The sequence below is a fragment of the Aquamicrobium sp. YD-1-mutant5 genome, from assembly GCF_059509755.1.
Window position 1 is genome coordinate 94,152 of sequence record NZ_JCAKKP010000001.1, and the last position, 23,330, is coordinate 117,481.

General features: G+C 62.7%; 21 protein-coding genes and 1 pseudogene. 9 read left to right on the forward strand and 13 right to left on the reverse strand.

Annotated elements, in window-relative coordinates:
- Window position 1: 1 nt before the first annotated feature.
- Window positions 2–787, reverse strand: a complete 786-nt coding sequence (locus tag AC5XE7_RS00430) for a TSUP family transporter (RefSeq protein ID WP_495364578.1) — start codon at window positions 785–787, stop codon at window positions 2–4.
- Between the two features lie 172 nt (window positions 788–959).
- On the opposite strand from AC5XE7_RS00430, the gene AC5XE7_RS00435 reads away from it, so the two are divergent.
- Window positions 960–1,394, forward strand: coding sequence for a tellurite resistance TerB family protein (locus tag AC5XE7_RS00435; protein WP_495364577.1), 435 nt, complete (start codon window positions 960–962; stop codon window positions 1,392–1,394).
- A gap of 1 nt (window position 1,395) precedes the next feature.
- On the opposite strand, the gene AC5XE7_RS00440 is transcribed toward AC5XE7_RS00435, so the two are convergent.
- The 5 genes from AC5XE7_RS00440 to AC5XE7_RS00460 all read right to left on the reverse strand — a co-directional run bounded on the left by AC5XE7_RS00440 (window position 1,396) and on the right by AC5XE7_RS00460 (window position 7,696).
- Window positions 1,396–3,030 carry an ABC transporter ATP-binding protein gene (locus tag AC5XE7_RS00440; RefSeq protein ID WP_495364576.1) on the reverse strand — a complete coding sequence of 545 codons (1,635 nt, stop codon included), beginning with the start codon at window positions 3,028–3,030 and terminating at the stop codon, window positions 1,396–1,398.
- A complete protein-coding gene (locus AC5XE7_RS00445) occupies window positions 3,027–3,848 on the reverse strand; it encodes an ABC transporter permease (protein ID WP_495364575.1) in 822 nt (273 codons plus the stop codon). Before AC5XE7_RS00445 ends, AC5XE7_RS00440 begins: the two co-directional genes overlap by 4 nt.
- A 13-nt stretch (window positions 3,849–3,861) precedes the next feature.
- Window positions 3,862–4,809, reverse strand: a complete 948-nt coding sequence (locus tag AC5XE7_RS00450) for an ABC transporter permease (protein WP_495364574.1) — start codon at window positions 4,807–4,809, stop codon at window positions 3,862–3,864.
- A gap of 31 nt (window positions 4,810–4,840) precedes the next feature.
- The gene (locus tag AC5XE7_RS00455) at window positions 4,841–6,319 is read right to left on the reverse strand and encodes an ABC transporter substrate-binding protein (RefSeq protein WP_495364573.1); all 1,479 of its coding nucleotides are present in this window, start codon (window positions 6,317–6,319) and stop codon (window positions 4,841–4,843) included.
- A gap of 99 nt (window positions 6,320–6,418) precedes the next feature.
- Window positions 6,419–7,696 (reverse strand): acetylornithine deacetylase/succinyl-diaminopimelate desuccinylase family protein, encoded by a 1,278-nt coding sequence (locus AC5XE7_RS00460; protein ID WP_495364664.1) that lies wholly within the window; start codon window positions 7,694–7,696, stop codon window positions 6,419–6,421.
- Between the two features lie 203 nt (window positions 7,697–7,899).
- Between AC5XE7_RS00460 and AC5XE7_RS00465 the strand changes: the two genes are divergently transcribed.
- The 4 genes from AC5XE7_RS00465 to AC5XE7_RS00480 all read left to right on the forward strand — a co-directional run bounded on the left by AC5XE7_RS00465 (window position 7,900) and on the right by AC5XE7_RS00480 (window position 12,959).
- The gene (locus AC5XE7_RS00465; RefSeq protein ID WP_495364572.1) at window positions 7,900–8,331 is read left to right on the forward strand and encodes a L,D-transpeptidase; all 432 of its coding nucleotides are present in this window, start codon (window positions 7,900–7,902) and stop codon (window positions 8,329–8,331) included.
- A gap of 105 nt (window positions 8,332–8,436) precedes the next feature.
- Window positions 8,437–11,283 (forward strand): molybdopterin oxidoreductase family protein, encoded by a 2,847-nt coding sequence (locus tag AC5XE7_RS00470; RefSeq protein WP_495364571.1) that lies wholly within the window; start codon window positions 8,437–8,439, stop codon window positions 11,281–11,283.
- Window positions 11,280–12,038 carry a 4Fe-4S dicluster domain-containing protein gene (locus AC5XE7_RS00475; RefSeq protein ID WP_495364570.1) on the forward strand — a complete coding sequence of 253 codons (759 nt, stop codon included), beginning with the start codon at window positions 11,280–11,282 and terminating at the stop codon, window positions 12,036–12,038. Before AC5XE7_RS00470 ends, AC5XE7_RS00475 begins: the two co-directional genes overlap by 4 nt.
- Before the next feature lie 3 nt (window positions 12,039–12,041).
- The gene (locus AC5XE7_RS00480) at window positions 12,042–12,959 is read left to right on the forward strand and encodes a dimethyl sulfoxide reductase anchor subunit family protein (RefSeq protein ID WP_495364569.1); all 918 of its coding nucleotides are present in this window, start codon (window positions 12,042–12,044) and stop codon (window positions 12,957–12,959) included.
- Window positions 12,960–13,397: 438 nt separating this feature from the next.
- Here AC5XE7_RS00480 and AC5XE7_RS00485 read toward each other — a convergent pair whose 3' ends face one another.
- The 5 genes from AC5XE7_RS00485 to AC5XE7_RS00505 form a co-directional block, all read right to left on the reverse strand.
- Window positions 13,398–14,381, reverse strand: a complete 984-nt coding sequence (locus tag AC5XE7_RS00485; RefSeq protein ID WP_495364568.1) for a lipid A biosynthesis lauroyl acyltransferase — start codon at window positions 14,379–14,381, stop codon at window positions 13,398–13,400.
- A gap of 12 nt (window positions 14,382–14,393) precedes the next feature.
- Window positions 14,394–15,422, reverse strand: coding sequence for a zinc-binding dehydrogenase (locus AC5XE7_RS00490; protein WP_495364567.1), 1,029 nt, complete (start codon window positions 15,420–15,422; stop codon window positions 14,394–14,396).
- A gap of 77 nt (window positions 15,423–15,499) precedes the next feature.
- Window positions 15,500–16,771 carry a beta-ketoacyl-ACP synthase gene (locus tag AC5XE7_RS00495; protein ID WP_183830799.1) on the reverse strand — a complete coding sequence of 424 codons (1,272 nt, stop codon included), beginning with the start codon at window positions 16,769–16,771 and terminating at the stop codon, window positions 15,500–15,502.
- Window positions 16,772–16,786: 15 nt separating this feature from the next.
- Entirely contained in the window at window positions 16,787–17,974 is a 1,188-nt protein-coding gene (locus AC5XE7_RS00500) for a beta-ketoacyl-ACP synthase (protein ID WP_495364566.1), read from the reverse strand.
- A gap of 34 nt (window positions 17,975–18,008) precedes the next feature.
- Window positions 18,009–18,290, reverse strand: a complete 282-nt coding sequence (locus AC5XE7_RS00505; RefSeq protein WP_183830795.1) for an acyl carrier protein — start codon at window positions 18,288–18,290, stop codon at window positions 18,009–18,011.
- 179 nt (window positions 18,291–18,469) lie between these two features.
- Between AC5XE7_RS00505 and AC5XE7_RS00510 the strand changes: the two genes are divergently transcribed.
- On the forward strand, window positions 18,470–18,904 hold the full coding sequence (locus AC5XE7_RS00510; RefSeq protein WP_495364565.1) for a GFA family protein: 435 nt from the start codon (window positions 18,470–18,472) through the stop codon (window positions 18,902–18,904).
- A 5-nt stretch (window positions 18,905–18,909) separates the two neighbouring features.
- Here the strand turns inward: AC5XE7_RS00510 and AC5XE7_RS00515 are convergent, their stop codons facing one another.
- Window positions 18,910–19,458: a histidine phosphatase family protein gene (locus tag AC5XE7_RS00515; RefSeq protein ID WP_239798988.1), complete on the reverse strand. Its 549-nt coding sequence runs from the start codon at window positions 19,456–19,458 to the stop codon at window positions 18,910–18,912.
- A gap of 150 nt (window positions 19,459–19,608) precedes the next feature.
- On the opposite strand from AC5XE7_RS00515, the pseudogene AC5XE7_RS00520 reads away from it, so the two are divergent.
- The 3 genes and pseudogenes from AC5XE7_RS00520 to AC5XE7_RS00530 all read left to right on the forward strand — a co-directional run bounded on the left by AC5XE7_RS00520 (window position 19,609) and on the right by AC5XE7_RS00530 (window position 22,777).
- Window positions 19,609–20,556: pseudogene (locus AC5XE7_RS00520) on the forward strand (AEC family transporter).
- 157 nt (window positions 20,557–20,713) lie between these two features.
- A complete protein-coding gene (locus AC5XE7_RS00525; protein WP_287946583.1) occupies window positions 20,714–22,171 on the forward strand; it encodes an NAD-dependent succinate-semialdehyde dehydrogenase in 1,458 nt (485 codons plus the stop codon).
- A 159-nt stretch (window positions 22,172–22,330) separates the two neighbouring features.
- On the forward strand, window positions 22,331–22,777 hold the full coding sequence (locus AC5XE7_RS00530) for a FixH family protein (RefSeq protein ID WP_287946581.1): 447 nt from the start codon (window positions 22,331–22,333) through the stop codon (window positions 22,775–22,777).
- Window positions 22,778–22,797: 20 nt separating this feature from the next.
- On the opposite strand, the gene AC5XE7_RS00535 is transcribed toward AC5XE7_RS00530, so the two are convergent.
- The gene (locus tag AC5XE7_RS00535; protein ID WP_183830782.1) at window positions 22,798–23,247 is read right to left on the reverse strand and encodes an Lrp/AsnC family transcriptional regulator; all 450 of its coding nucleotides are present in this window, start codon (window positions 23,245–23,247) and stop codon (window positions 22,798–22,800) included.
- Window positions 23,248–23,330 lie beyond the last annotated feature (83 nt).

The following is a 23,330-nucleotide window of genomic DNA, read 5'->3' on the forward strand; positions in this document are numbered from 1 at the left end:
TCTACATCCCCAAAGCCACGCGCAGCGGATTGGCCGGGTCGGCCAGCAGCTTTATGGCAAGCGCTACACAGGAGATGACCAGCAGCGGCTTGATCAGGCCGGCACCCACGCGCATTGCCAGCGTTGCGCCCAGCCTTGCGCCGAGAAACTGCGCCACGCCCATGATCAGGCCGATCTTCCAGTAGATCACGCCGGCAATGGCAAAGATGCCGAAGGCGCCGACATTGGTGGCGAAATTGAGCAGCTTGGTGTGGGCTGTGGCCTTCAGCACCCCGTATCCGGCCAATGCCACGAAAGCCAGCATGTAGAAGGAGCCGGTTCCGGGGCCGAACAGCCCGTCATAGAAACCGATGGCCGGCACTACCGTGAGCCCGAACAAAAAGGGCGACATGCGCTCGGTGCGGTCGAGATCGCCCATGTTGGGCTTCAAGGCGAAATAGAGAGCGATGGCGATGAGCAGGACGGGAAGGGCAGCCTGCATGATTTCCGCCGGCACGACGGTGGCCGCAACCGCTCCCAGCGCGCTGCCGACGAAGGCACAGGCGGCGGCGGGCAGTTGCTTGCGCAGGTCCACATGCCCCTTGCTCGCATAGGCCAGCGTTGCGGAACCCGATCCGAACAATCCCTGCAGCTTGTTGGTGCCGAGCGTTTCCACCGGTGGCATTCCGGCAAGCAGCAGGGCGGGGATGGTGATCAGTCCGCCGCCGCCCGCGATGGAATCGATGATGCCGGCAAGAAAGGCGGCCAGCGCCAGCATGGCCACGGTATCGGCGGCGAGTTCGAACATGATTGCACCGTGGGAAAGAAGCGGCGGGGTTTTCAGCTTTCCATCATATGGAGCATGATTGCGCAATGGCCACACCCTGCCTTCATGTCGATCCATGAGAGGTGAAAGCGGATTCCCCTTTGCGCCGCGATGCTCTAACTATGTCGGCATTGCCGCATGAGGGGGCCTGCCAATGGCGTTCGCGTTTCTGGACCATATCCGCAACATGTTCGAGGGAGACCCCGGCGTTCGCAAGGTGGCCGACGATCCGGTTCTCTCCGCCGAACTGCTGATGCTGTTTCGCATGATCCTGGCCGATGGTGCGGTCAGCGACAGCGAGATGGAAACCTTCCGCCGCATCTGCCGCGATGCTTTCGGCATTCCTGAAAGCAGCGTCGATGCCGTCATCGAGTATCTCAACGAGGCAGGCTACGAGACGACGGGCGCGCAGGCGATCGCGCTTTTCCGCGATCTGCCGGTCGAGCGCCGGCGCGTTCTTGCCGGCCATATGGTCGAGATCGCGAAAGCCGACGCCAGCCTTGCCACGAACGAGATCAGGCTGCTGAAGCGCACGCTGGAAGTGCTTGACGTCGATCCGGCAGACGTGGTGAAGGCCGCCCGGCGCTGAGCTAATCCTGTTCGCGTAGCCGGCGCGCCAGCGCGCGGCTGAGGTCCGGAGCGGCGGCAACCAGCTCTCGTGCCGCGTCCGATTGCGGGTTGTCCAGCACATTGTGCGTGGGGCCGCGCTCGACGATGCGGCCTTCCTCCATCACCATCACCTCATCCGTTATGGCCCGCGCGACGGTGAGGTCATGGGTGATGAACAGGTAAGCGATGCCAAGCCGCGCATTCAGATCGGCGAACAGGTCGAGGATCTGGGCGCGGATCGACACGTCGAGCGCCGACACCGGCTCGTCGGCGACCACCAGCTTCGGCCGCGTGATGATGGCGCGGGCAATCGAAATGCGCTGGCGCTGGCCGCCGGAGAATTCGTGCGGATATTTGTCGAGCGCGTCCGATCCGAGACCAACTTCAGCAAGGGCCGAAGCGACCATCTTGCGGCGTTCCACCTTTGATGGCTTCTTTTCAAGAAGATGCAGCGGCTCCGCCACCAGCTTCTCGACCCTCTGGCGGGGATCGAAGGAGCCGTAGGGGTCCTGAAACACCACCTGCATGTTGCGGCGCGCCGGCTTCAGGTCGGCCTCGCTCCTGCCGGTCAGGCTTTCGCCCGAAAAGCGGATTTCGCCGGTGGTCGGCTTGTCCAGCGCCAGCACCATGCGCGCCAGCGTGGACTTGCCACAGCCGGAGCGGCCAACCAGCGCCACCGAGCGGCCGGGCGCGATGGAAAACGACACATCGTCTACGGCGCGGGTGGGTGCGCCGCGCCGGAACAGGGAAAGCCGCTGGCCGGGATAATCGCGGGTGAGCTTTTGGACGACAAGCAGCGGGGCTTGTGTGCTGTCGGGCTTGTTGCGCGTGGTTGTGGCGCGGATTTCCGGCACATGGGTCGAGGCCTGCGCCAGCTGCCGCGTGTAGGGGTGCGTCTGTGCTGAAAGCACATGTGTGGTCTCGCCGTCCTCCATCACCTGTCCATTGCGCAAAATGCTGATGCGGTCGGCCATGTCGGCGACGACGGCGAGGTCGTGCGAGATCAGCAGCAGGCTCATGCGGTTTTCCGCCACAAGATCGCGCAAAAGGTCGAGCACCTGCGCCTGCAGCACAACGTCGAGCGCCGTGGTCGGCTCGTCGGCGATCAGCAGCCGGGGTTTCAGCGCGCAGGCGATGGCAATGATCACGCGCTGGCGCTGGCCCCCGGAGAGTTCATGCGGAAAGCGCGACAGCGGGAATTTTGTCTCGGGCAGGCCGACACGGTCGAGTATCTGGCGGGCGCGCTCCTCGGCGTCCGCCCGGCTGGAGCGCGTGTGCCAGCGTATGCCTTCAGCTACCTGCTCGCCGATGGTCTTAAGCGGGTTGAGCGCGGTCATCGGTTCCTGGAATACCATGCCGATGTCGTCGCCGCGCAGCGTACACATGTGTTCTTCGCCGGCCTCCAGCAGATTGGATCCGTCCAGCAGCACACGTCCGGACGCGCGTGCGGCGTGGGGCAGGAGTTGCATGACGGTCAGCGCCGTCATCGACTTGCCGGAACCGGATTCGCCCACCAGCGCCACGATCTCGCCTTGCCTGACGGACAGGTCGACGTCCTTCAGGACCGGCACGGCCCCGATGGAAAGCGACAGCTTCTCGATCTCAAGCAGGCTCATCGGCGCCGCCTCGATTTCGGATCGAGCAGGTCAGCGATGCCATCGCCCAGAAGGTTCAGCCCCAGCACGGTGATGACGATGGCCATGCCGGGAAACAGCGCCATCCACGGGGCGATCGTCATGCGCGTCTGGGCGTCGAACAGCATGCGTCCCCAACTCGGCATGGGCGGCTGTGCGCCGAGCCCGAGATAGGAGAGGCCGGCTTCCGCCAATATGCCGAGCGCGAACTGGATCGTGCCCTGCACCAGCAACTGGTTGGCGATGTTCGGCAATATGTGCTCGACGGTGATCAGTGCCTGCCCTTTGCCGGCGGCGCGGGCGGCCAGAATGAACTCGCGCGGCCACACCGACAGCGCACCTGCACGCGCCACGCGGGCGAAGACCGGCACGTTGAAGATGCCGATGGCGATGATGGCGTTGACGGCGCCGGGGCCGAAAATGGCGGTGATCATGATCGCCGACAAAAGCGCGGGAAAGGCGAAGACGAGGTCGTTCAGCCGCATCAGGGCTTCATCCAGCAGGCCGCCGCGCGCGGCTGCGAACAGGCCGAGCGGCACGCCCACCCCCATGCCGATGCCGACCGCCACCAGCGCCACGGCAATGGAATTGCGCGCACCCACCATGATCATCGAGGCGATGTCGCGGCCGAAATGGTCGGTGCCGAACCAATGGGCGAGGGAGGGCGCCTGCGTCCGGTCGGCCACCACGAGTTTCGTCACGTCGTAGGGCGTCCACAGAAAGGAGACGAGCGCCATCAGGGCAATCAGACCGGTGATGCCGCAGCCGGCCAGCAGGGAGCGGTTGGTGAGCGCCTTCATGCCCGGTTCCCCATCATGCCCGGTTTCTGAGCCGGGGATCGACCAGCGCGTAGGACAGGTCGACGATCAGGTTGACGGCGATCACGGTGGCGACAAGCAGTATGACCACGCTTTCGACCACGATCAGGTCGCGCTGGGTGATAGCCTGAAAGATGAGGCGGCCAAGGCCCGGCAGGTAGAACACGTTCTCGATGATGATGGTGCCGGCCAGAAGAAAGGCGAATTGCAGGCCCATGATGGTGACGACCGGGATCAGCGCATTGCGCAGCGCATGGCCCCACAGCACCTTGCGCCACGGCATGCCCTTGGCGCGGGCGGTGCGGATGTAGTCTTCCGACAGCACATCGACCAGCGCCGAGCGGGTGACGCGGGCGAGGATGGCGGCCTGCGGCAGGGCAAGTGCCAAGGCCGGCAGGATCAGGGCCTTGAGGGCCGGCCAGATGCCGGCACTCCATCCCGGAAAACCGCCGGCCGGCAGCCAACGCAGCCAGACCGCGAACAGATAGACCAGCAGCAGCGCGAACCAGAAATTGGGCACGGCCACGCCAAGCTGTGCTGCGCCCATGGAAATCGCATCACCGGCCCTGCCGCGCCGTGAGGCGGCATAGAGCCCGACGGGAATGGCGATGGCGGTTGAGAGCGCCAGCGCGATCAGTGCCAGTGGCAGGGAGACTGCGAGCCGCTCCGTAATCAGATCGATGACGGGCACGGAGTAGGTGTAGGAACGGCCGAGGTCGAGCGACAGGAGATTACCGGACCAGTGCAGGTAGCGCTGCACCGGGCCGCCATCAAGCCCCATCTGCTGGCGCAGCTGCTCGACCTGCGCTTCGCTGGCATTCATGCCCAGCATGACGCGCGCCGGGTCGCCCGGCACGATCTCCAGCACCGCAAACACCACCACGGAAGCCAGCGCCAGCGTGATCGCGGCGATGGCGAGCCGTTTCGCGAGATAGGCCGTCATCGGACGGAGTGTCCGATGCGGGGATTGGCGCTCAGTCCGTCCACCGCACCTTCGTCACATCATTGGCCTGAATGGGCGCGTCCTTCCAGAAGCCTTCGAGCTTGGCGTCCCATACGCCCACTTTCGGGAGTTCGTAGAGGAAGCCGACCACGGCATCGTCGGCGAGGATTTTCTGCGCCTGCCCGAGCAACTCGTTGCGCTTTGCCTCGTCGGAGATGAGGTTAAGCTCGCTGATCACCTTGTCGAAGGCCGGATTGTCGTAATTGAAGTAATAGTCCTTGCGTGCATAGATATCGATGTCGTTCGGCTCGGTGTGCGAGACGATGGTGAGGTCGAAATCCTTGCGGGTGAAGACCTGATCCAGCCATTGCGCCCATTCGACGGGAATGATTTCGGCTTCGATGCCGATCTCGCGCAATTGCGAGGCGATGATCTCGCCGCCGAGACGCGCATAGGAGGGCGGCGGCAGCTTGATGGTGGTCCTGAAGCCATTCTCCAGCCCGGCTTCCTTCAGCAGCTCCTTCGCCCTGGCGACATCATGCGGATAGGTGCCGGTGAGGTCCACATAGGCTTTCGATGCAGGCGACTGGTGCGAGCCGATGGGCGTGCCGAGACCTGCCGAAGCGCCGTCGATGATCGCCTGCCGGTCGAGCGCATAGGAAATCGCCTGCCGCACCTGCAACTTGTCGAAGGGCGCTTTCTTGTTGTTCATCGTCAGCAGCGTTTCGCCCTCGGTCGCGCCCACTTCCACCTTGAAGCGCGGATCGCCCTCGATCTGGGCGACGCCATCCGGCTGGAAGAAGGGGAATGCCTGAACGTCGCCGGAAAGCAGGGCGGGCACGGCGGCTGCGGCATCGGGAACGATGCGGAACTCGACCTTGTCGAGATAAGCGGGCTCACCCCAGTAGCTGTCCGCCTTCACCAGTCTGATGGATGCACCCTTGGCCCAGCTTTCGAAGCGGAACGGGCCGGTGCCGATCGGCTTTTCCTTGTTGGTACCGGCCGATTCCGGCGCCACGATCACCGCGTCGCCCCAGCCCATATTGTAGAGAAAAGCGCCCTGCGGATGCCTGAGCGTGATTTTTACCGTGACCGGATCGACGGCTTCGACGCTGTCAATGGCCTCGAAGAGGATCTTCTGGGCGTTGACCGAATCCGCGGCGCGGGCGCGGTCGAGCGAGAATTTCACGTCTTCGGCGTCGAAATCGCTGCCGTCATGGAATTTCACGCCGCTGCGCAGCCTGAAAGTGTAGACCGCGCCGTCGTCGGAAATCTCCCAGCTTTCGGCCAGAGCCGGCAACACTTCGCCGGAAGGTCCGATGCGGGTCAGCCCCTCGAACACGTTGGCATAGAGTACTTCATCGATGGCTGCGGCGGCACCGGCGGTCGGGTCGAGATGGGGCGGTTCCAGAGGAATGCCGATGACGAGATCCGTACGCGCGGCGAAAGCCGGCAGGCTCAGTGCTGTCGCGATCGCTGCCGCAGCAAGGAAAGATGTCCAGGATTTCATCGGTCTTCTCCCTGTCTCCCGATGTGGCGGATCAAAGCGCGGAATCGCCCCTGAGTAAATCGCCTTTGTCGCGCTTTTTGTGCATTGCGGTATGGCGCGTCAATGTGCGCCGCCGCGCAGCAGCACGTTGAGGCCGATGGCCATGACCTTGGCTGCGTCCACCATGTCGTCGATGCCGACCCACTCGTCAGGACGGTGGGCCAGATCCAGAATGCCGGGGCCATAGGCGATGCAGTCATAGAGGTGGCCTAGCCGCGCGACGTGCTTCTGGTCGTAGGTGCCGGGCGAAATCACATAGTCCGGCTCGCGCTCGAACAGCGCCATGATTCCTTTCGCCACTGCCCTGACTACCGGCGCATCGCGCTCGGTCATGGTTGGCTGCACTTCCATCAGGTCGCGGATTTCATAGTCGAATTTCGGGCGATCGCGTTTCAGCCGATCGAGAATCGAGACGACTTCGCGCTTTACGTCGCCGATCTTTTCTTCCAGCAGAAAACGCCGGTCGATGGTGAGGCGGCAGCGGTCGGGCACGTTGGGCGAGGGCAGGCCGGGCCGGAAATCGTCGGTCTGGCCGCCATGGATGGAATTGATGTTCATGGTCGAGCGCCGCGCGCCCTCCGGCACCACGGGCATCGCCGTGCGCTTGGCGTCCAGCGCCGGAAACAGCTCATCCTCGAAGGCTTGCAACACCGCGCCCATGTGGCGCACGGCGCAGTCGCCAAGGAAGGGCATGGAGCCATGCGCGATCTCGCCCTTCGTCTCGATCTCCGCCCACCACACGCCGCGATGGCCAAGGCAGATTCGTTCCTTGTTGAGCGGTTCGGGGATGATGACGTGATCGACCTTTGGCGGCGAGAAATAGCCGAGTTTCGCCAGATGGGCGACGCCGCCGAAGCCGCCGGATTCCTCGTCCACCGTGCCCGAAATCTCGATGGCACCCGGAAAATCCGGATAGACCTGCATGAAGGCGAGCGCCGCAACGATAGAGGAAGCGAGCCCGCCCTTCATGTCGCAGGCGCCCCGGCCATAGACGCGGCCGTCCTTCACGACCCCGGCGAAAGGATCGACCGTCCAGCCGTCGCCGGCTTCCACCACGTCGATATGCGAATTGAAATGCACGGTGGGGCCGGGCACGCGCCCGTCGAAGCGGGCGATCACGTTGGTGCGCGGATAGCGGTCGGTGTCGCCGGGCGCGCCTTCGCCGCGGATATACTCGATCCCGAAGCCGTGCCGTTTCAGGTAATCGCCGATGAATTCCGCGCAAGGGGTGTAGGCTTCTCCCGGCGGATTGACGGTTGGGAACCTGATCAGATCCCTTGTCAGCGCCGTCACTTCCTCGCGGCGCGCTTCCACGGCTTCAAGCAGCTTTTCAGGCAGGGGAACTCGATCTTGCATGGCAGCAGTTGAGCAAGGATCGGGGGGATTTGGCAAGCCGTATGTTCAGCAAGGCAAAAGGCGTCAATGCCGCGTATTGCGTCAGTAAATTCTCAATCAATAGGGAAGATCATCGCAAGTTGATGTCCAGAAACAAGAAAATGTGGAGACTTTAGCGAACAAGGGCTGAAAAAGGGGAGTTTCTGATGCAGAAAATCATGATTTCCGCAGTCGCGTTGGTTGCGATGATGCTGGGATCTCCGGTTCAGGCAAGTGCCGGAATGCTTGAGGCGAAGGTGAGTATTTCCTCCCAGACCATGACGGTCAGGAAACACGGCCGCGTGCTCTACACATGGAAAGTCTCCACGGCGCGCAAGGGCTATGTCACGCCGCGCGGAACATGGCGGCCCAAGCGCATGCACAGGATGTGGCATTCGCGCAAATACGATATGTCGCCGATGCCCTATTCGGTCTTCTACCATGGCGGCTATGCCATCCACGGCACCGGTGCTGTCAAACAGCTGGGCCGGCCTGCCTCGCATGGCTGCGTGCGACTACAGACCGGCAATGCCGCGACCTTTTATGCGCTGGTTCGCGAGGCGGGCATGAACAACACCCGCATCGTCGTCACCAACTGATCTGGCAACCAGAAACGCTCCTGTTCATTTTGTATCCTGTGGCGGGCGTCCGGCATTTCCTTTCCGGCCGCGTCCGGCTACCACTGGGTGCAAGGAGCATTGCCGATGAAACCCAGAGAGCGTGTCGCGCTTTCAAGGCCGGTCGCGGATGAGGTGCGCAAGACCACCTGCTACATGTGCGCATGCCGCTGCGGCATCAATGTCCATATCAAGGACGGCAAGATCCGCTACATCGAGGGCAATCGCGACCATCCGGTGAACAGGGGCGTGCTGTGCGCCAAGGGCTCGGCCGGCATCATGCAGCATTACGCGCCGGCAAGGCTGCGGGCGCCGCTGAAGCGGGTGGGGCCGCGCGGTTCCGGGCAATTTCAGGAAATTTCATGGGATGAAGCGTTGGCCATCGCCGCTGACTGGCTGGGCAAGGTGCGTGCGGATGATCCGAAGAAGCTTGCCTTCTTCACCGGACGCGACCAGTCGCAGTCGCTGACAGGCTTCTGGGCGCAGCAGTTCGGAACACCCAATTATGCGGCCCATGGCGGCTTCTGTTCGGTCAACATGGCGGCGGCCGGCATCATGACCATCGGCGGGGCGTTCTGGGAGTTCGGCGCGCCCGACTGGGAGCGGACAAAGCTGTTCGTCATGTTCGGCGTGGCCGAGGACCATGATTCCAACCCGATCAAGATGGGGATCGCGAAGCTGAAGAAGCGCGGCGCGCGCTTTGTTTCTGTCAACCCGATCCGCACCGGCTATTCGGCGGTGGCCGACAACTGGATCGGCATCCGGCCGGGTACGGATGGCCTGCTGATCCTGTCGGTGGTGCATGAACTGCTGAAGGCGCGCAGGATCGATGTCGATTATCTGGTGCGCTACACCAACGCCACATGGCTGGTGATCGACGCGCCCGGCACGGCAGAGCACGGCCTGTTCGCGCGCGACGGTGAGGGCAAACCGCTCGTCCACGAAACGGTGACGGAACATATCGTGCCGGCCGGCACCAAAGGCGCGCGGGCGGGGCTTTCGGGCCGGGTGCAGCTTGACGACGGGCGCTTCGCGGTGCCGTCGTTCCAGCTTCTGGCCGAAAAATATCTGGACGATAAATATGCGCCCGAAGCGGTCTGCGCCGAAACAGGGGTCGCGGCGGATACGATCCGGGGGCTGGCGGCGGAAATCGCACGCGTTGCCTTCGAGGAGGAAATCTTCATCGGGCAGCCATGGACCGACATGAATGGCCAGCGCCATCAGGGCTATGTCGGTCGGCCGGTCTCGTTCCATGCCATGCGCGGGCTTTCGGCCCATTCGAACGGTTTCCAGACCACGCGCGCGCTGCACATGCTTCAGGTGCTGATCGGCGCGGTGGATTGCCCCGGCGGCTTCCGCTTCGAGCCGCCTTATCCGAAGCCGCTGTCGGCGCATCCGACGCCGCACGGCAAGGCCGAGCATTTCGGCTCCAACACACCGCTGGCTGGCCCGCATCTCGGTTTGCCGCGCGGGCCGGAAGATCTGCTGGTCGATGAGGATGGCCGCCCCGCCCGCATCGACAAGGCGTTTTCATGGGATGCTCCAATAGCGGCGCATGGCATGATGCATATGGTGATCGCCAACGCCCATGCCGGCGATCCTTATCCGGTCGACGTGCTGTTCATGTACATGGCCAACATGGCGTGGAACTCGTCCATGAACACGGCCGGCACCATCAGGATGCTGGAGGACAGGGACGAGGCAACCGGCGAGTATCGCATCCCGAAAATCATCTATTCCGATGCCTATGCCTCGGAGATGGTGGCCTATGCCGACCTCGTACTGCCCGACACCACCTATCTGGAGCGCCACGACTGCATTTCGCTGCTCGACCGGCCGATTTCGGAGCCGGATGCCGTTCAGGACGCCATCCGCTGGCCGGTTCTGGAACCGGACCGCGACGTGCGGCCGTTCCAGACGGTGCTGCTCGACCTTGGCGCGCGGCTTAACCTTCCGGGTTTTTCCGATGGTCTTGGCCGCCCGCTCTACAAGGACTATGCCGACTACATCGTGCGCCATGAGCGACGGCCGGGTATCGGGCCGCTCGCCGGGTTCCGGGGGCTGCATGGCGACAAGGCCGGCAGGGGAGCGGCCAACCGGCAGCAATTGCGGCGCTATATCGAAAACGGCTCGTTCTTTTCGGCGCATATCCCCATGGAGGCGCAGTTCTTCAAGCACGCCAACCAGGCCTATCAGGATTTTGCCGTGCGCATGGGGTTCTTCGATACGCCGCAGCCGGTGACATTCCAACTCTATCAGGAGAATTTGCAGAAATTCCGGCTGTCGGCCGAGGGGTTGCGCGCGCCCTTTGCGCCGCAAACGCACCGGGAGCGCATATTGCAGGCGTTCGACCCGCTGCCGGCCTGGTATCGTCCGTTCGGCGAGGCGCTGGTGGACCGCAATCAATATCCCTATCACGCCGTCACCCAGCGCCCGGCCGCCATGTACCACTCATGGGGCTCGATGAATGCGTGGCTGCGGCAAATCCACACGCGCAATCCGCTCTATGTGCCGGGGCCGATCTGTGACGAGCTTGGCCTGAAGGACGGCGATTGGGCATGGGTGATCTCGCATCACGGCCGCATTCGGGTCGAGGTGGCGCGGATGGAGGCGGTCAACGCCTCGACCATGTGGACGTGGAACGCCATCGGCAAGCGGGCCGGCACATGGGCGCTGGACGCGGATGCGCCGGAATCCCGAAAGGGCTTTCTTTTGAATCACCTGATCGCGGAACTTCTGCCGCCGCGTGAGGATGGATTGCGGCTGTCCAATTCCGATCCCGTAACCGGGCAGGCGGCATGGTATGATCTGCGCGTGCGGATCGAAAAGGCAGATGCCGGTGGTGTCAGCGAACCGCAATGGCCGCCGGTGGCGCAGCCGGAGCCCGAGCCGCATCCGGCCGAACTGCGCTACGGGCAGGAGTGGGCGCAATGACGTCGCTTCCCGGCCTGCCCACACCGAAAAAGCTCGGTCTCGTTATCGATCTCGACACCTGCGTCGGCTGCCATGCCTGCGTGGTCAACTGCAAGGAATGGAACACCGGCGGCTATGGCGCGGCGCTTTCCGATCAGGACCCTTACGGGGCGGAGGTTTCCGGCGCATGGCTGAACCGGGTGCATTCCTTCGAGGTCATTCCCGAAAGCGAGGTCGTGGGCGAGGCTGGGGAGGCGCGCATCGTGCATTTCCCGAAATCCTGCCTGCATTGCGAGGCCGCACCCTGTGTCACCGTGTGCCCCACCGGCGCTTCCTACAAGCGTGCCGATGACGGCATCGTTCTGGTCGAGGAAGACAAGTGCATCGGCTGCGGCCTGTGCGCATGGGCCTGTCCGTACGGCGCGCGGGAAATGGACCTTGCCGCCGGCGTGATGAAGAAATGCACGCTCTGCATTGACCGCATCTACAACGAGACGCTGGAAGAAGCGGACAGGACGCCTGCCTGCGTGCGCACCTGCCCGGCCAATGCCCGCCATTTCGGCGACCTTGGCGATCCCGGCTCTGAGGTGTCGAAGCTGGTTGCCGAACGTGGCGGCATCGACCTGATGCCGGAGCAGGGCACGCGCCCGGTGAATAAATATCTACCGCCGCGCAAGCGCACGCCGCTTGATGCGAGCGCCGGATTTTTGCGTGAAGACACGAGCGATGCCACTGGCTTCTTCGGCTGGCTGGACAAGATGCTGGACAGGATCTGAAATTTGCATCCGGCACCGTCCATCATCCTGTTCACGACCCTTTCCGGCCTTGGCTATGGTCTCGCGGCTATGCTTGGCCTCGGCCTGCTCGATCCGGCCCATCCCGCCACGAAAGTGGGACATGTACTGGCGCTGGCGCTGATCGCGGCGGGGCTTCTGTCGTCCACCGCTCATCTCGGCAATCCGCAGCGGGCGTGGCGCGCGCTCAGCCAGTGGCGCTCAAGCTGGCTGTCGCGCGAGGGGGCAATGGCGATCGCTACTTTTATCCCGCTCACATGGTCGGCATGGCTGGCGGTCATCGAAAGCCGCTATGTCTGGCTGCCGGGGCTGCTGGGCACGGTCATGAGCGCCGGCACGGTGATTTGCACGGCCATGATCTATGCTTCGCTTCGTTCCGTGCAGGCATGGAACACGCGGCTGACACCTGCCTGCTTCCTGCTGTTTTCGGCGGCAGGCGGGCTGGTTTTTACGGCGTTTCTGGCAGCCTGTTCCGGCATGCTCACACCGCTGAAGACGGTGGCTGCGCTGGTGATGCTGGCCGTTGCGTGGGCGGTGAAGGTGAAATGGCGCGCGCGCATGAAAGAGCTTTCGCCCCTGTCCACGCCCGAATCAGCGACGGGGCTGGGCACCATGGGACAGGTGCGGCTGTTCGAGCGTCCGCATATGACCGAAAATTATCTGACGCGCGAAATGGGGTTTCGCGTGGGCCGCAAGCATGCGGAAAAGCTCTGGAACGTGGCGCTCATCGCCGGAGCTATTATGCCGGCAGTGTTGCTTGTCGCCGCTGCCGCGATGGGGCCGGGCGGCGCTTTCGCCATCCTTTTCTCGGCTCTCGCGGCATTGAGCTTCGTCCTCGGCATACTCGCCGAACGTTGGCTGTTTTTCGCCGAGGCCCGCCATGCGGTGATGAATTACTACTGAAAACAGGAAACGGCGGGAAATTCCCGCCGTTTCAGCCTACGAAATCTGTTTTCCGGATTTTACGCTGCGTTTTCCTGAGGTCTTGCGCTTCAGAGCGCAGCTTTCAGGCACAGCTTTTTGCTCATACAACTCGCCGCGTATCCGGTTGCCTGCGGTTCAGCTTTTCAGGTCGAAACCCGCTTGTCCTGCGCCAGCTTCAAATGCTGGGCTTTTCGCAGTTTCAGCGCCAGCCGTCGCAATGCGGCGAACCTTTCGCCGGGCTGAGTGATCTTTTGTTCTCCCCAGGGCGTCCAGAGCATTGGGGGGCGATTGCTATCTCTGGTTGTTCTCAATGGAGCCTCCCTGACAAACATTGCACACGCAGTGTAACACATCGCCTGCAAAGGTGAAGTGACGTGACGGGAGGCCATCGAACTAATTTTTTCGGCTAAATATGTGTCAGGATTGTCCACGCACGGCGCGACGTCTGCCGCTCAGCTGCCAGCGTTTGTGGAACCACATCCACTGGCCGGGATCGTCGCGCACCCAGCGTTCCACCACATCTGTGACCAGCTGGGTCGTGGCCTGTACGTCCACATTTCCCTTCGGGCCGCGCGGCAGGTCGAGCTTGTCCTCGATCTCCAGTCGGAAACGGTTTCCCGGCAGGCGCACGCAACGGGCGGGATAGACGTCGCACTCGTAATGACGGGCGAGCATGCCGAGCAGCGGATTGCTCTGGCAGGTGCGGCCGAAGAAGGTTGTTTCAAGACCATTGATGAATTTCTGGTCGACCAGAACGCCGACATTGCCACCCTGATCGAGAATCGACGCCAGTGCGAAGGAAGCGCCGCTGAGCGACGGCATCAGCTCGCCCATGCTGGAGGAGCGCATCGACTGGATATAGTCCGCGATATAGGGATTGTTCGGAGGCCGAAACAGGGCGGTCACCTTCATGCCGAAGGTCGCCGCGGCCACCGGCAGCAGCTCGAAATTGCCGAGATGTCCGGTGAAGATGATGTGCGGGCGCTCGTCGGCCGCGATACGCTCGAACAGCGCGATGCTTTGCTTCGACACCTCGATGCGGCCGGGCGTATCGGACCACGGATCGAGATCGAACAGCTTGTCGAGGAAGATGTATTCCGCGCCGAGCCTGGCCATGTTGCCCCACATGTCGAGGGCAATGGCTTCGATTTCGGCTTCGCTCTTTTCAGGGTAGGCCTGCCGCAGATTGTCCAGCGTCAGCCTGTGGCGACCGGTCAGCGGGCCGATGCGGCGGGCAACGCGGCCGGCAAAGTTGAGCGCGCTGTCCGGCGGCAGCAGGCGCAGAGCCGACATGACGCCGATGGCAAGCTTCGCCACCAGCCAGTGCCGGAATTTGCGAAAGCGCAGGGCGGTGCGGAACTTCAGTTCGCGGCGCCAGTTGCCGGTTGAACCGGAGGCCAAGACGGAACGCCCTCAGCCGACGTTGAGGATGATCTTGCCGAACACGTCGCGGCCTTCCATGCGCTTCAGCGCCGCGTCGATGCCGTCGAAATCGACGGCGGTATCGATCACCGGATGAACGAGGCCGGCGGCCATCTTCTGCATGGCATTGGCCATGTTCTCCATGCGGCAGCCGAAGGAGCCGAGCAGCTTGAGCTGCTGCTGGAACAGCATCATCAGGTTCATGTCGGTCGAAACACCGGAGGTGGAGCCGCAGGTGACGAGACGGCCGCCGCGCTTCAGGCTGAGCATCGAGCCGGCCCATGTGTCCTTGCCGACATGCTCGAACACGACGTCAACGCCCTTCTTCTTCGTGAGCTTGCGCACGACGCCTTCGAAGCGGTCCTCGCGGTAGTTGATGACGTGATCGGCGCCGAGCGCCTTCGCCTTCTCGATCTTGTCGTTGGAGCCGACCGTGGTGATGACGGTGCAGCCCATTTTCTTGGCAAGCTGGATGGCGGCAGAGCCGATGCCGGACCCGCCGGCATGAATCAGGATCGTCTCGCCGGGCTCCAGCTTCGCGTTGTCAAACAGCATGTGCTCGACGGTGCCGAAGGTGACGGGCGCGACGGCGGCGCCAATGGCGTCGACACCGGGCGGGGCGGGCACCAGAAGGCGGGCCGGCAGATTGATCTTCTCCTGCGCGAAGCCGTCGAGGTGGAAACCATGCACGCCGGAGACGTGCTCGCACCGATTGTCGCGCTTCTCGCGGCAGGCGCGGCACAGGCCGCAGGTGCGCGCGCCATAGATGGAAACGAGCTGGCCGGGCAGCAGGTTCGATACGCCGGGGCCGACTGCCTCGACCTCGCCGGAGGCTTCCGCGCCGACGGTCAGCGGCAGCTTGCGCTTGGCGAAGGCCATGCCGCGCCAGCCCCAGACGTCGATGTGGTTGAGGGCGACGGCCCTGATGCGCAGCGTCACCTCACCCTGTCCGGGAGCGGGGGGCGGGGCGATGTCCACCGTCTCCAGACGGCGATCCTCGATGAGTTGCAGTGCGCGCATCGAACGACGCTCCCTATCCATAACAGAATGGGCGGCTAGGCCGCCCCATTCCCAAGAACGAATTCAGAAAAGAGGAATTAGACAGGTTCCCGCGCCATGACAAGGCAGGTGTTCTGGCCGCCAAACCCGAAGGAGTTCGACAGCACCGTGCGGACCTCGGCTTCCCGCTTCACATTCGGCACGACGTCGAATGTGATCGCAGGGTCGGGATTGTCATAGTTGATGGTCGGCGGAATGACGCCCTCGCGCATGGTCATGATCGAGAACGCGGCCTCGATCGCGCCGGCGGCGGAGAGCGTGTGGCCGATCATCGACTTGTTGGATGAGACCAGCATGCGGTTGATGTGCTCGCCGAATACGGTCGAAAGCGACAGATGTTCCATCTTGTCGTTTTCAGGCGTCGAGGTGCCGTGGGCGTTGACGTAGTCGATTCCATCCTCGCCAAGTCCCGCATCGTCAAGGGCTGCACGCACGGCGGCGATGGCCGGTGAAGCATCCGGCTTGGAGCGGGTGCGGTGGAAGTCGTCGGCCTTTTCACCGCAACCGCGGATGATGCCCAGCACGGTGGCTCCTCGCGCCGTCGCGGCTTCCAGCGATTCCAGCACCAGTGCAGCGGAGCCTTCAGCCAGAACGAAGCCGTCGCGGTCCTTCGAGAAGGGCTTTGATGCCTTTTCCGGCGCATCGTTGCTGGTGGACAGCGCCGACAGCAGCGAGAAACGGATCAGCGCCTCGGCGGTTGCCGAACCATCCGCACCGATGGATAGGGCGCGGTTGGCTTCGCCGCGCCGGATCGCCTCGACGCCAAGCTGGATGGCGGTCGCACCGGAGGCGCAGGCGGTCGACAGCGTGATCGGCAGGCCGGTCGCACCGAAACGGTCCGCCAGCCTGTCGGCAATCGTCGCGAACTGCGAAGAATCGAACATTTCCAGCGAATTGAGGTTGCGCGCTACTTCCAGAAGCCGATCCGGCGCTGGCTTGTCGTCGCCGTTCCTGTAGAGCGCCAGCCGGTCGTGCCAGTCCAGTTCGACCGGCGGGGAGGCGAGGAACAGGGGGCCGCCGAAATCATCGATGGCGAGGCCCGCCTCGGCCACGGCTTCCTCAGCCGCCGTTTCGGCCAGCTCATAGGTCAGCGCGCTCGCGCCCTTTGAGGACGAGGCGAGAAAATCGACGGTGCCGGCGATGCGGGTGTTGAGATGATCGACCGGGAAGCGGGTGATGGGATGAATGCCGGACCTGCCGGCTGTCAGCGCTTCCCAGTTGTCCTTCTTGCCGACGCCGAGCGAGGTTACGACGCCGATGCCGGTGACGGCGACGACGGGACGTCCAAGATGATCCGTGAATTTCGTCATGCCAGGCTCCGGACTTCAGTCGAGGGCGCTGACCAGCGCCATGCCCTCGAAATGGTGATAGCCGATGGTCGTTGCCAGAACGGATTTCAGCTGCCCCTCGAAAGGCTTCTCATCCGCTTCGAAAGCCGGATAGGAGGCCCTGTTGCTGACGGCAAGAGCCGCAAGCGCCACCGCGAACGGGAACTGCGCTTCCTTGAGGTGGCCGGTCAGTGTCGAGAAGGCGCGCAGCGCGACATTGTCCTTTTCGTCGAAGGCAACTTTTTCCGTCTCCGTCGCCTTGTGGGCGCCGGATGCACCGGAAATGGCCAGGAAACCCTCAGCGGGCAGGTCGGTGACATTGAGCAGCTTGCCGATGGCAGAGGCCAGCTCGCCCTTGTCGCGGCGGGCGCGGCCACTGGCCACGGGGCCGAGCGTTGCATAGATGCGCTGTCCACGTTTCTCGGCATGCTCGCGGCTTTCCAGCACGAGGAAGGCGCCGCCGGAGCCGGAGACGATACCGCCGCCTTCCGCATCCTGCCTTTGCCAGACCGGTTTCCAGTCGCCGCGATGCAGATAGCCTGCGAGCTCGTAGCCCAGCAGCATATCGGGATGCTCGGTCTGGAAGGCGCCGCCAACCAGCATGTGGGTCGACTGTCCGGAGCGGATGCGGGCGGCTGCCGTCTCGATCGCCGAGACGCCGGCACCTTCCTCGCCCATGAAGGTGCGCGAAGAGCCGGTAACCTTGTGAACGATCGAGATGTTGCCAGCCAGCAGATTGGAAAGCTGTGCGAGGAAGAGGGTGGGGCGCAGTTCGGTGGTCAGCTTCTCGTTGAGCAGGACATCGAAGTCGTCACGCTGTTCGGACGCGGCCAGAATGTCGGAATCGACGGCCACATCGCGTTCGCCGCCGCCTGCCGCCACCACCATATCCATGGTTGCGCACAGGTCTTCGTTGTCGCGGATACCGGCATCCGCGAGCGCAAGGCCGGCAACGTAGGTGCCGAGGCGCTGCCATGTTTCCATCTGGCGCTGGTCGCCACGCTTGGCAATCTGCAGGCTCCAGTCGATCTCGGGCAGGGGATGGATCGTGTAGGGTGCGAAGCGCTCGCTATCCACCACCGGCTTCATGCCAGGGGCGGACAGTTTCTGCCAATGCGCATCAGCACCTTCTCCCAGAGAGGAGACGAGGCCAATGCCGGTGATGACGACGTCGCGAGCGCTCATAAGGCTTTGCCGATCCTGTGTGCCGATTTCAGGCTCAGGCGCCCTTGGCGGCGATCAGCCCGTCAATCTTGGCGCAGAGATTCTTCATGACGAAATACTCGTCGGTCGAGGCCTTGCCGTCGTTGACCTCCTGGGTCCACTTCTCAAGCGGAACCTTGATGCCGAATTCCTTGTCGATGGCGAACACGATGTCGAGGAAGTCGAGGCTGTCGATGCCGAGATCGTCGATGGTGTGGCTTTCGGGGGTGATGGTGTCGAGATCGATTTCGCTGGTCTCGGCAATGATCTTGGCGACTTTATCGAACGTGGTTGACAAGAGGCTTTTCCTTACGATTTTCGGCCAAAGCTGAATTCAGGTGTTTGGGCGCTGTCTAGTCGGTTTTTGCCGACAGGAAAAGGCCGAATGTGCCATGCCCACGGCCGGCGCACGGTTGCGGGTCGGTAGCGAATGCCTTTTCATGCAGGCCTATGTCGGTTCGCGCGAAGGAGATTGCAATGACCAGCCTTGATATTCGGGAGGCCGATGGCGCCTGTCATTGCGGCGCCGTCCGGTTCCATGTGCGCTTGCGGGACGGGCTGCACTCCGCGCGCCGCTGCACCTGCTCCTACTGCCGCATGCGCGGCGCGGTCGCCGTAACCGCCGAACTTGGTGACCTCGATATTCTCAGCGGTCAGGACAAGCTCACCCTCTACCAGTTCAACACGGGCACCGCGAAACACTATTTCTGTTCGGTCTGCGGCATCTACACCCATCACCAGAGGCGTTCCAACCCGAACGAGTTCGGCGTGAATGCCGCCTGCCTTCAGGGGGTGAGCCCGTTCGACTTCGCCGAAATTGTGGTGACCGATGGCATCAATCACCCTTCGGACGGAGCCCGAAAAGGATCAGGGATAGCCGGTGTGCTGAAGTTCGTTGCCGCGACGGCCTGACGACCTCAGAATACCACGCGGCCCAGAACCCGCACCCCGTCCCCCTGCGGAGCAACGATGACGACTTCTCCCTCGCGGGGAGAAACGCCGGTGATTTCCTGGATGTTTTCCAGGTGGGTCACGAGGACGAGAAGGTCCGAGCCTGAATAGGTGCGGATCTGTTCGAGGATCATCTCTTTTTGCCGGGCGCGGGCCTCCGCGTCGTCGCTTAGCGGGTCGAGGGCTTCCAGTGCTTCCGGCTGGATGCCGAAGGCGAGGCGTGCGGTTTCCAGCGCCCGGCAATAGCGGCTCGATTCCACCCGTTCCACACGCGCGGCGCGCGCGCCGAACAGTGCGCCGATCTTGCGCGCCTGCTGTCTGCCACGATCCGACAGGTTGCGCTGGGTGTTGCATTTGTCGATGTCGAAATTGGCCGGTTCCGTGGTTCCGCTGATCATGGCGTGGCGCAGCAGAACGACGTGCCCGCCCTCGCGCAACGCCGCCCAGCCTGCATCGGTGGCGAGGGCCGGGAGAGGAGACAGCAGCGCGAGCAGAAGGATTACATACCGGAGCATAAGCATTCCCGTTTCGATTCCGGACATATATAGGGACGGCAAACCCCTTTGAAAAACAAGAAGGCGGGCTTTGCGCGCGAATCGACTATCTCTTTCTATCCGCAACTGAGGCGCTGTGGGGAACAATGACGTGGATGTGACCGGAACGACATGTCGCAACTGATAGAGACCATTCTTTATGTCTTCGGTCTCGTCGCGATTGGATATGTCGCTGCCTGGAGCAATTACCTCAAGGCGGGTGCCGGCGAAATGCTTGGCCAGTTCGCGGTGGGCGTCGCCATGCCCGTTCTGCTGTTTCGAACGCTGTCGAAAGTGGATTTTCATGGCGCCGCACCATGGCTGCTGTGGGTCGTCTATTTCAGCGCCATTGCCCTTACCTGGACCAGTGGCCATCTGATCATGACGCGCTGGCTGGGCAGGGATGCGCGCGTCGGTGTTATCGGTGGTGTTTCCTCTTCATTTTCCAATCTCGTTCTGCTGGGAATTCCGCTGATTTCCGGCATCTTCGGCCAGCCGTGAACCGATGTGATCTCGCTTCTGATCGCCGTGCATCTGCCGGTGATGATGATGGCTTCGATCATTCTGTTCGAGCTGTTCGGGGAGGGCGATGGTGAACTGCATCCGGCGCGCGTCCTGCGCAGCTTTCTCGGCCGGCTGTTTGCAAACCCGCTGATCGTGGGAATACTTTCAGGTCTGGCATGGCGTTTTACCGGCTGGGAGTTGCCATCCGTCGCCGGGCGGCTGGTCGATGCCTTTGCCGATATAGCGGGCCCGATAGCGCTGTTTTCCATGGGCGCCGGGCTGAAAGCATTCGGCATTTCCGGCAATCTGCGTCCCGCACTGGCCTTGTCGGCCGTCAAGCTGGTGCTGATGCCGGGACTGGCGCTCATATTCGCAATTCTGTTCGGCCTGCCGCCCCTTGCGGCGAAAGTGGCCGTGGTGGCTGCTTCGTTGCCTGCAGGCGTGAACTCCTATCTGATCGCAACGCAGTTCGGCACGGGACAGGGGCTGGCCTCGAACCAGATGACACTGTCGACGCTCATGGCGGTGATGACGACGTCTGCGTGGCTGCTGGTGGCGGGCTGCATATTCGGATGAAGCCGATATCGCTGGACCAGCGCAAAGAATAGCGCGACGGTTGATCGCGGTGCTTACCTTGGGATAATACCACCTGTGACGCCTGCTCCCGAAGCGCGTCGTTCCATGAATTTTTTTGACATTTGCGCTCAGGAGAGCGCCAAGCGGAGGCCACACCATGCTCCAGAAGACCAGCCATTTCATGAAGCAGGCCAATCTCATCAACGGAGAATGGGTGCAGGCGGATTCCGGCCAGACCATCGATGTGATAAACCCGGCCACCGGCCTCAAGATCGGCACCGTGCCGAAATCGGGCGCTGCCGAAACCCGCCGCGCTATTGCCGCCGCACAGGAAGCGTTCCTGTCGTTCCGCAAGACCTCGGCGCTGGAGCGCTCCAAGCTGCTGCGCAAGCTGCACGACGCCATCATGGACAATCAGGACGCGCTGGCCGAACTGCTGACCATGGAGCAGGGCAAGTCGCTGACCGAGGCGAAGGGCGAGGTGGGCTCTTCCGCCGCCTATGTGCTGTGGTTCGCCGAAGAGGCTCGCCGCGCCTATGGCGATGTGGTGCCTTCTCCGTGGGCGGATCGCCGCGTACTGGTGACGAAGGAGCCGGTGGGCGTCATCGCCGCCATCACGCCGTGGAACTTCCCGTCCTCCATGCTGTCGCGCAAGCTTGGCCCCGCGCTTGCCGCCGGCTGCACCGCGGTCGTCAAGCCGGCTTCCCAGACGCCTTACTCCGGCCTCGCTTGGGGCGCGCTGTGCGAGGAAGTGGGTTTCCCCAAAGGCGTGGTCAACATCGTGACCGGCTCGGCCGGCGCCATTGGCGATGAGATCTGCGCCAACCCGCTGGTCAAGAAGCTGACCTTCACGGGCTCGACCGAGGTCGGCAAGATGCTGATCGAAAAATGCGCATCGACGGTGAAGAAGGTGTCGATGGAACTCGGTGGCAACGCGCCGTTCCTGGTGTTCGACGATGCCGATCTCGACCGCGCGGTGCAGGGCGCGATCGCGGCCAAGTTCCGCAACTCGGGCCAGACCTGCGTGTGCACCAACCGCTTCTTCGTGCAGGCCGGCATCTATGACGCGTTCGTGGAAAAGCTCGCCGAGGCTTCGGCCGCGCTCAAGGTCGGTTCGGGGCTCGACGAGGGTGTGCAGCAGGGGCCGCTGATCGACGTCAATGCGGTCGAGAAGGTCGAGGAATTCATCGAGGACGCGGTTGCCAAGGGCGGCAAGGTCGTCACCGGCGGCAAGCGCCATGAACTGGGCGGCTCTTTCTTCCAGCCGACCGTGGTGTCGGGAGCGACACCGCAGATGAAGTTCATGAAGGAAGAAATCTTTGGGCCGCTGGCGCCGGTGTTCAAATTCGGGAGTGAGGAAGAAGCTATCGCGCTCGCCAACGACACCGAGTTCGGCCTTGCCTGCTATTTCTACACCGGTGATCTGGGCCGTGCCTTCCGCGTGATGGAAGGCCTGAAATACGGCATGGTCGGCGTCAATGAAGGCATCATCACCACGCCGGAAGCGCCGTTCGGCGGTGTCAAGGAATCCGGCCTTGGGCGGGAGGGCGGCCATCAGGGCATGGACGACTATCTCGACACGAAATATGTCTGCATCGGCGGACTGGGGCTTTAAAACAGCCTTTCATCCGGATCAGGGCGCACTTCGGTGCGCCCTTTTTCGTTGCGATGGAGCGGATGTCCGCTTGTCGTGGAAACCATGAATTCCATATAATCCATGCGACATCCGGCTTGCCGGGCAAGCGGGTTTCATTTTTTGGCCGGGACGACGTTTTTGGCATCCCTGGGACGCTATCTTCTCATTTCAGCCGCCATCACGGCTGTGCTCATCGCTGTTATCGCTGCCGCCTATCTGTCCGGATATGCGGGAGGAGCAGGCGGCAACGAGCTGGCGCGCGCAAAATCCAGCGAAAGAGGATTGTTCAGCGTTTCCATGAAACCGGAAGCGGGTGCGGTACGCCTTGGCGAAACGCAGGCCTGGCTGGTAACGATCAGGATGAAATCCGGTCAGCCGGTCGAAAACGCGGCGATTCACGTTTCCGGCGGCATGGCGGAGCAGAATCAGGGCCTTCCGACCAGCCCGCAGGCGACCGACTATCTGGGCGGCGGCAGCTACCGTATTCAGGGCGTGAAATTTCCGACGCCGGGCTGGTGGCAACTGCGCCTGTGGATATTTGCGGCGGCCGGAACCGACAGCGTCATTTTCAACGTTGTCCTGTAAGTATTTGAAAAGACGACTTTCTACCTGTCCTTGACCGTTTCCATGGCGACGAAGGTCGAGGTCTGCGCCACATGCGGCAGGGCCGATATGCGCTCGCCCAGCACGCGACGATAGCTGGCGATGTCGCGGGTGCGGACCTTCAGCAGATAATCGAAGCTCGCAGCCATCATGTGGCACTGCTCGATCTCGCGAACGGCCTGGACTGCGCGGTTGAATTCGTCGAGGGCGGCGGAGCGCGTGTCCGATAGTTTCACCTGCACGAAGGCGACATGGCCTTCACCCATGCGCTCACGGTCGATGATGGCGCTGTAGCCGCGGATGAAGCCCTCATTCTCAAGCTTCCTGACGCGTGCCTGCACCGGTGTTTTGGAAAGGCCGACTTTTGCCGCCAGTTCGGCCATGGAAAGCCGTGCCTCCTGCGCGAGAGCAAAGAGAATGTTGCGATCGATGCGGTCCAGTTGGTCTTCCATATCGAATTTGGTAGTCCAATATGATAAAATAAAGGCATTCTCATAGTTCATAATGACCATTTCGTCGAGATAATTGGACCGGC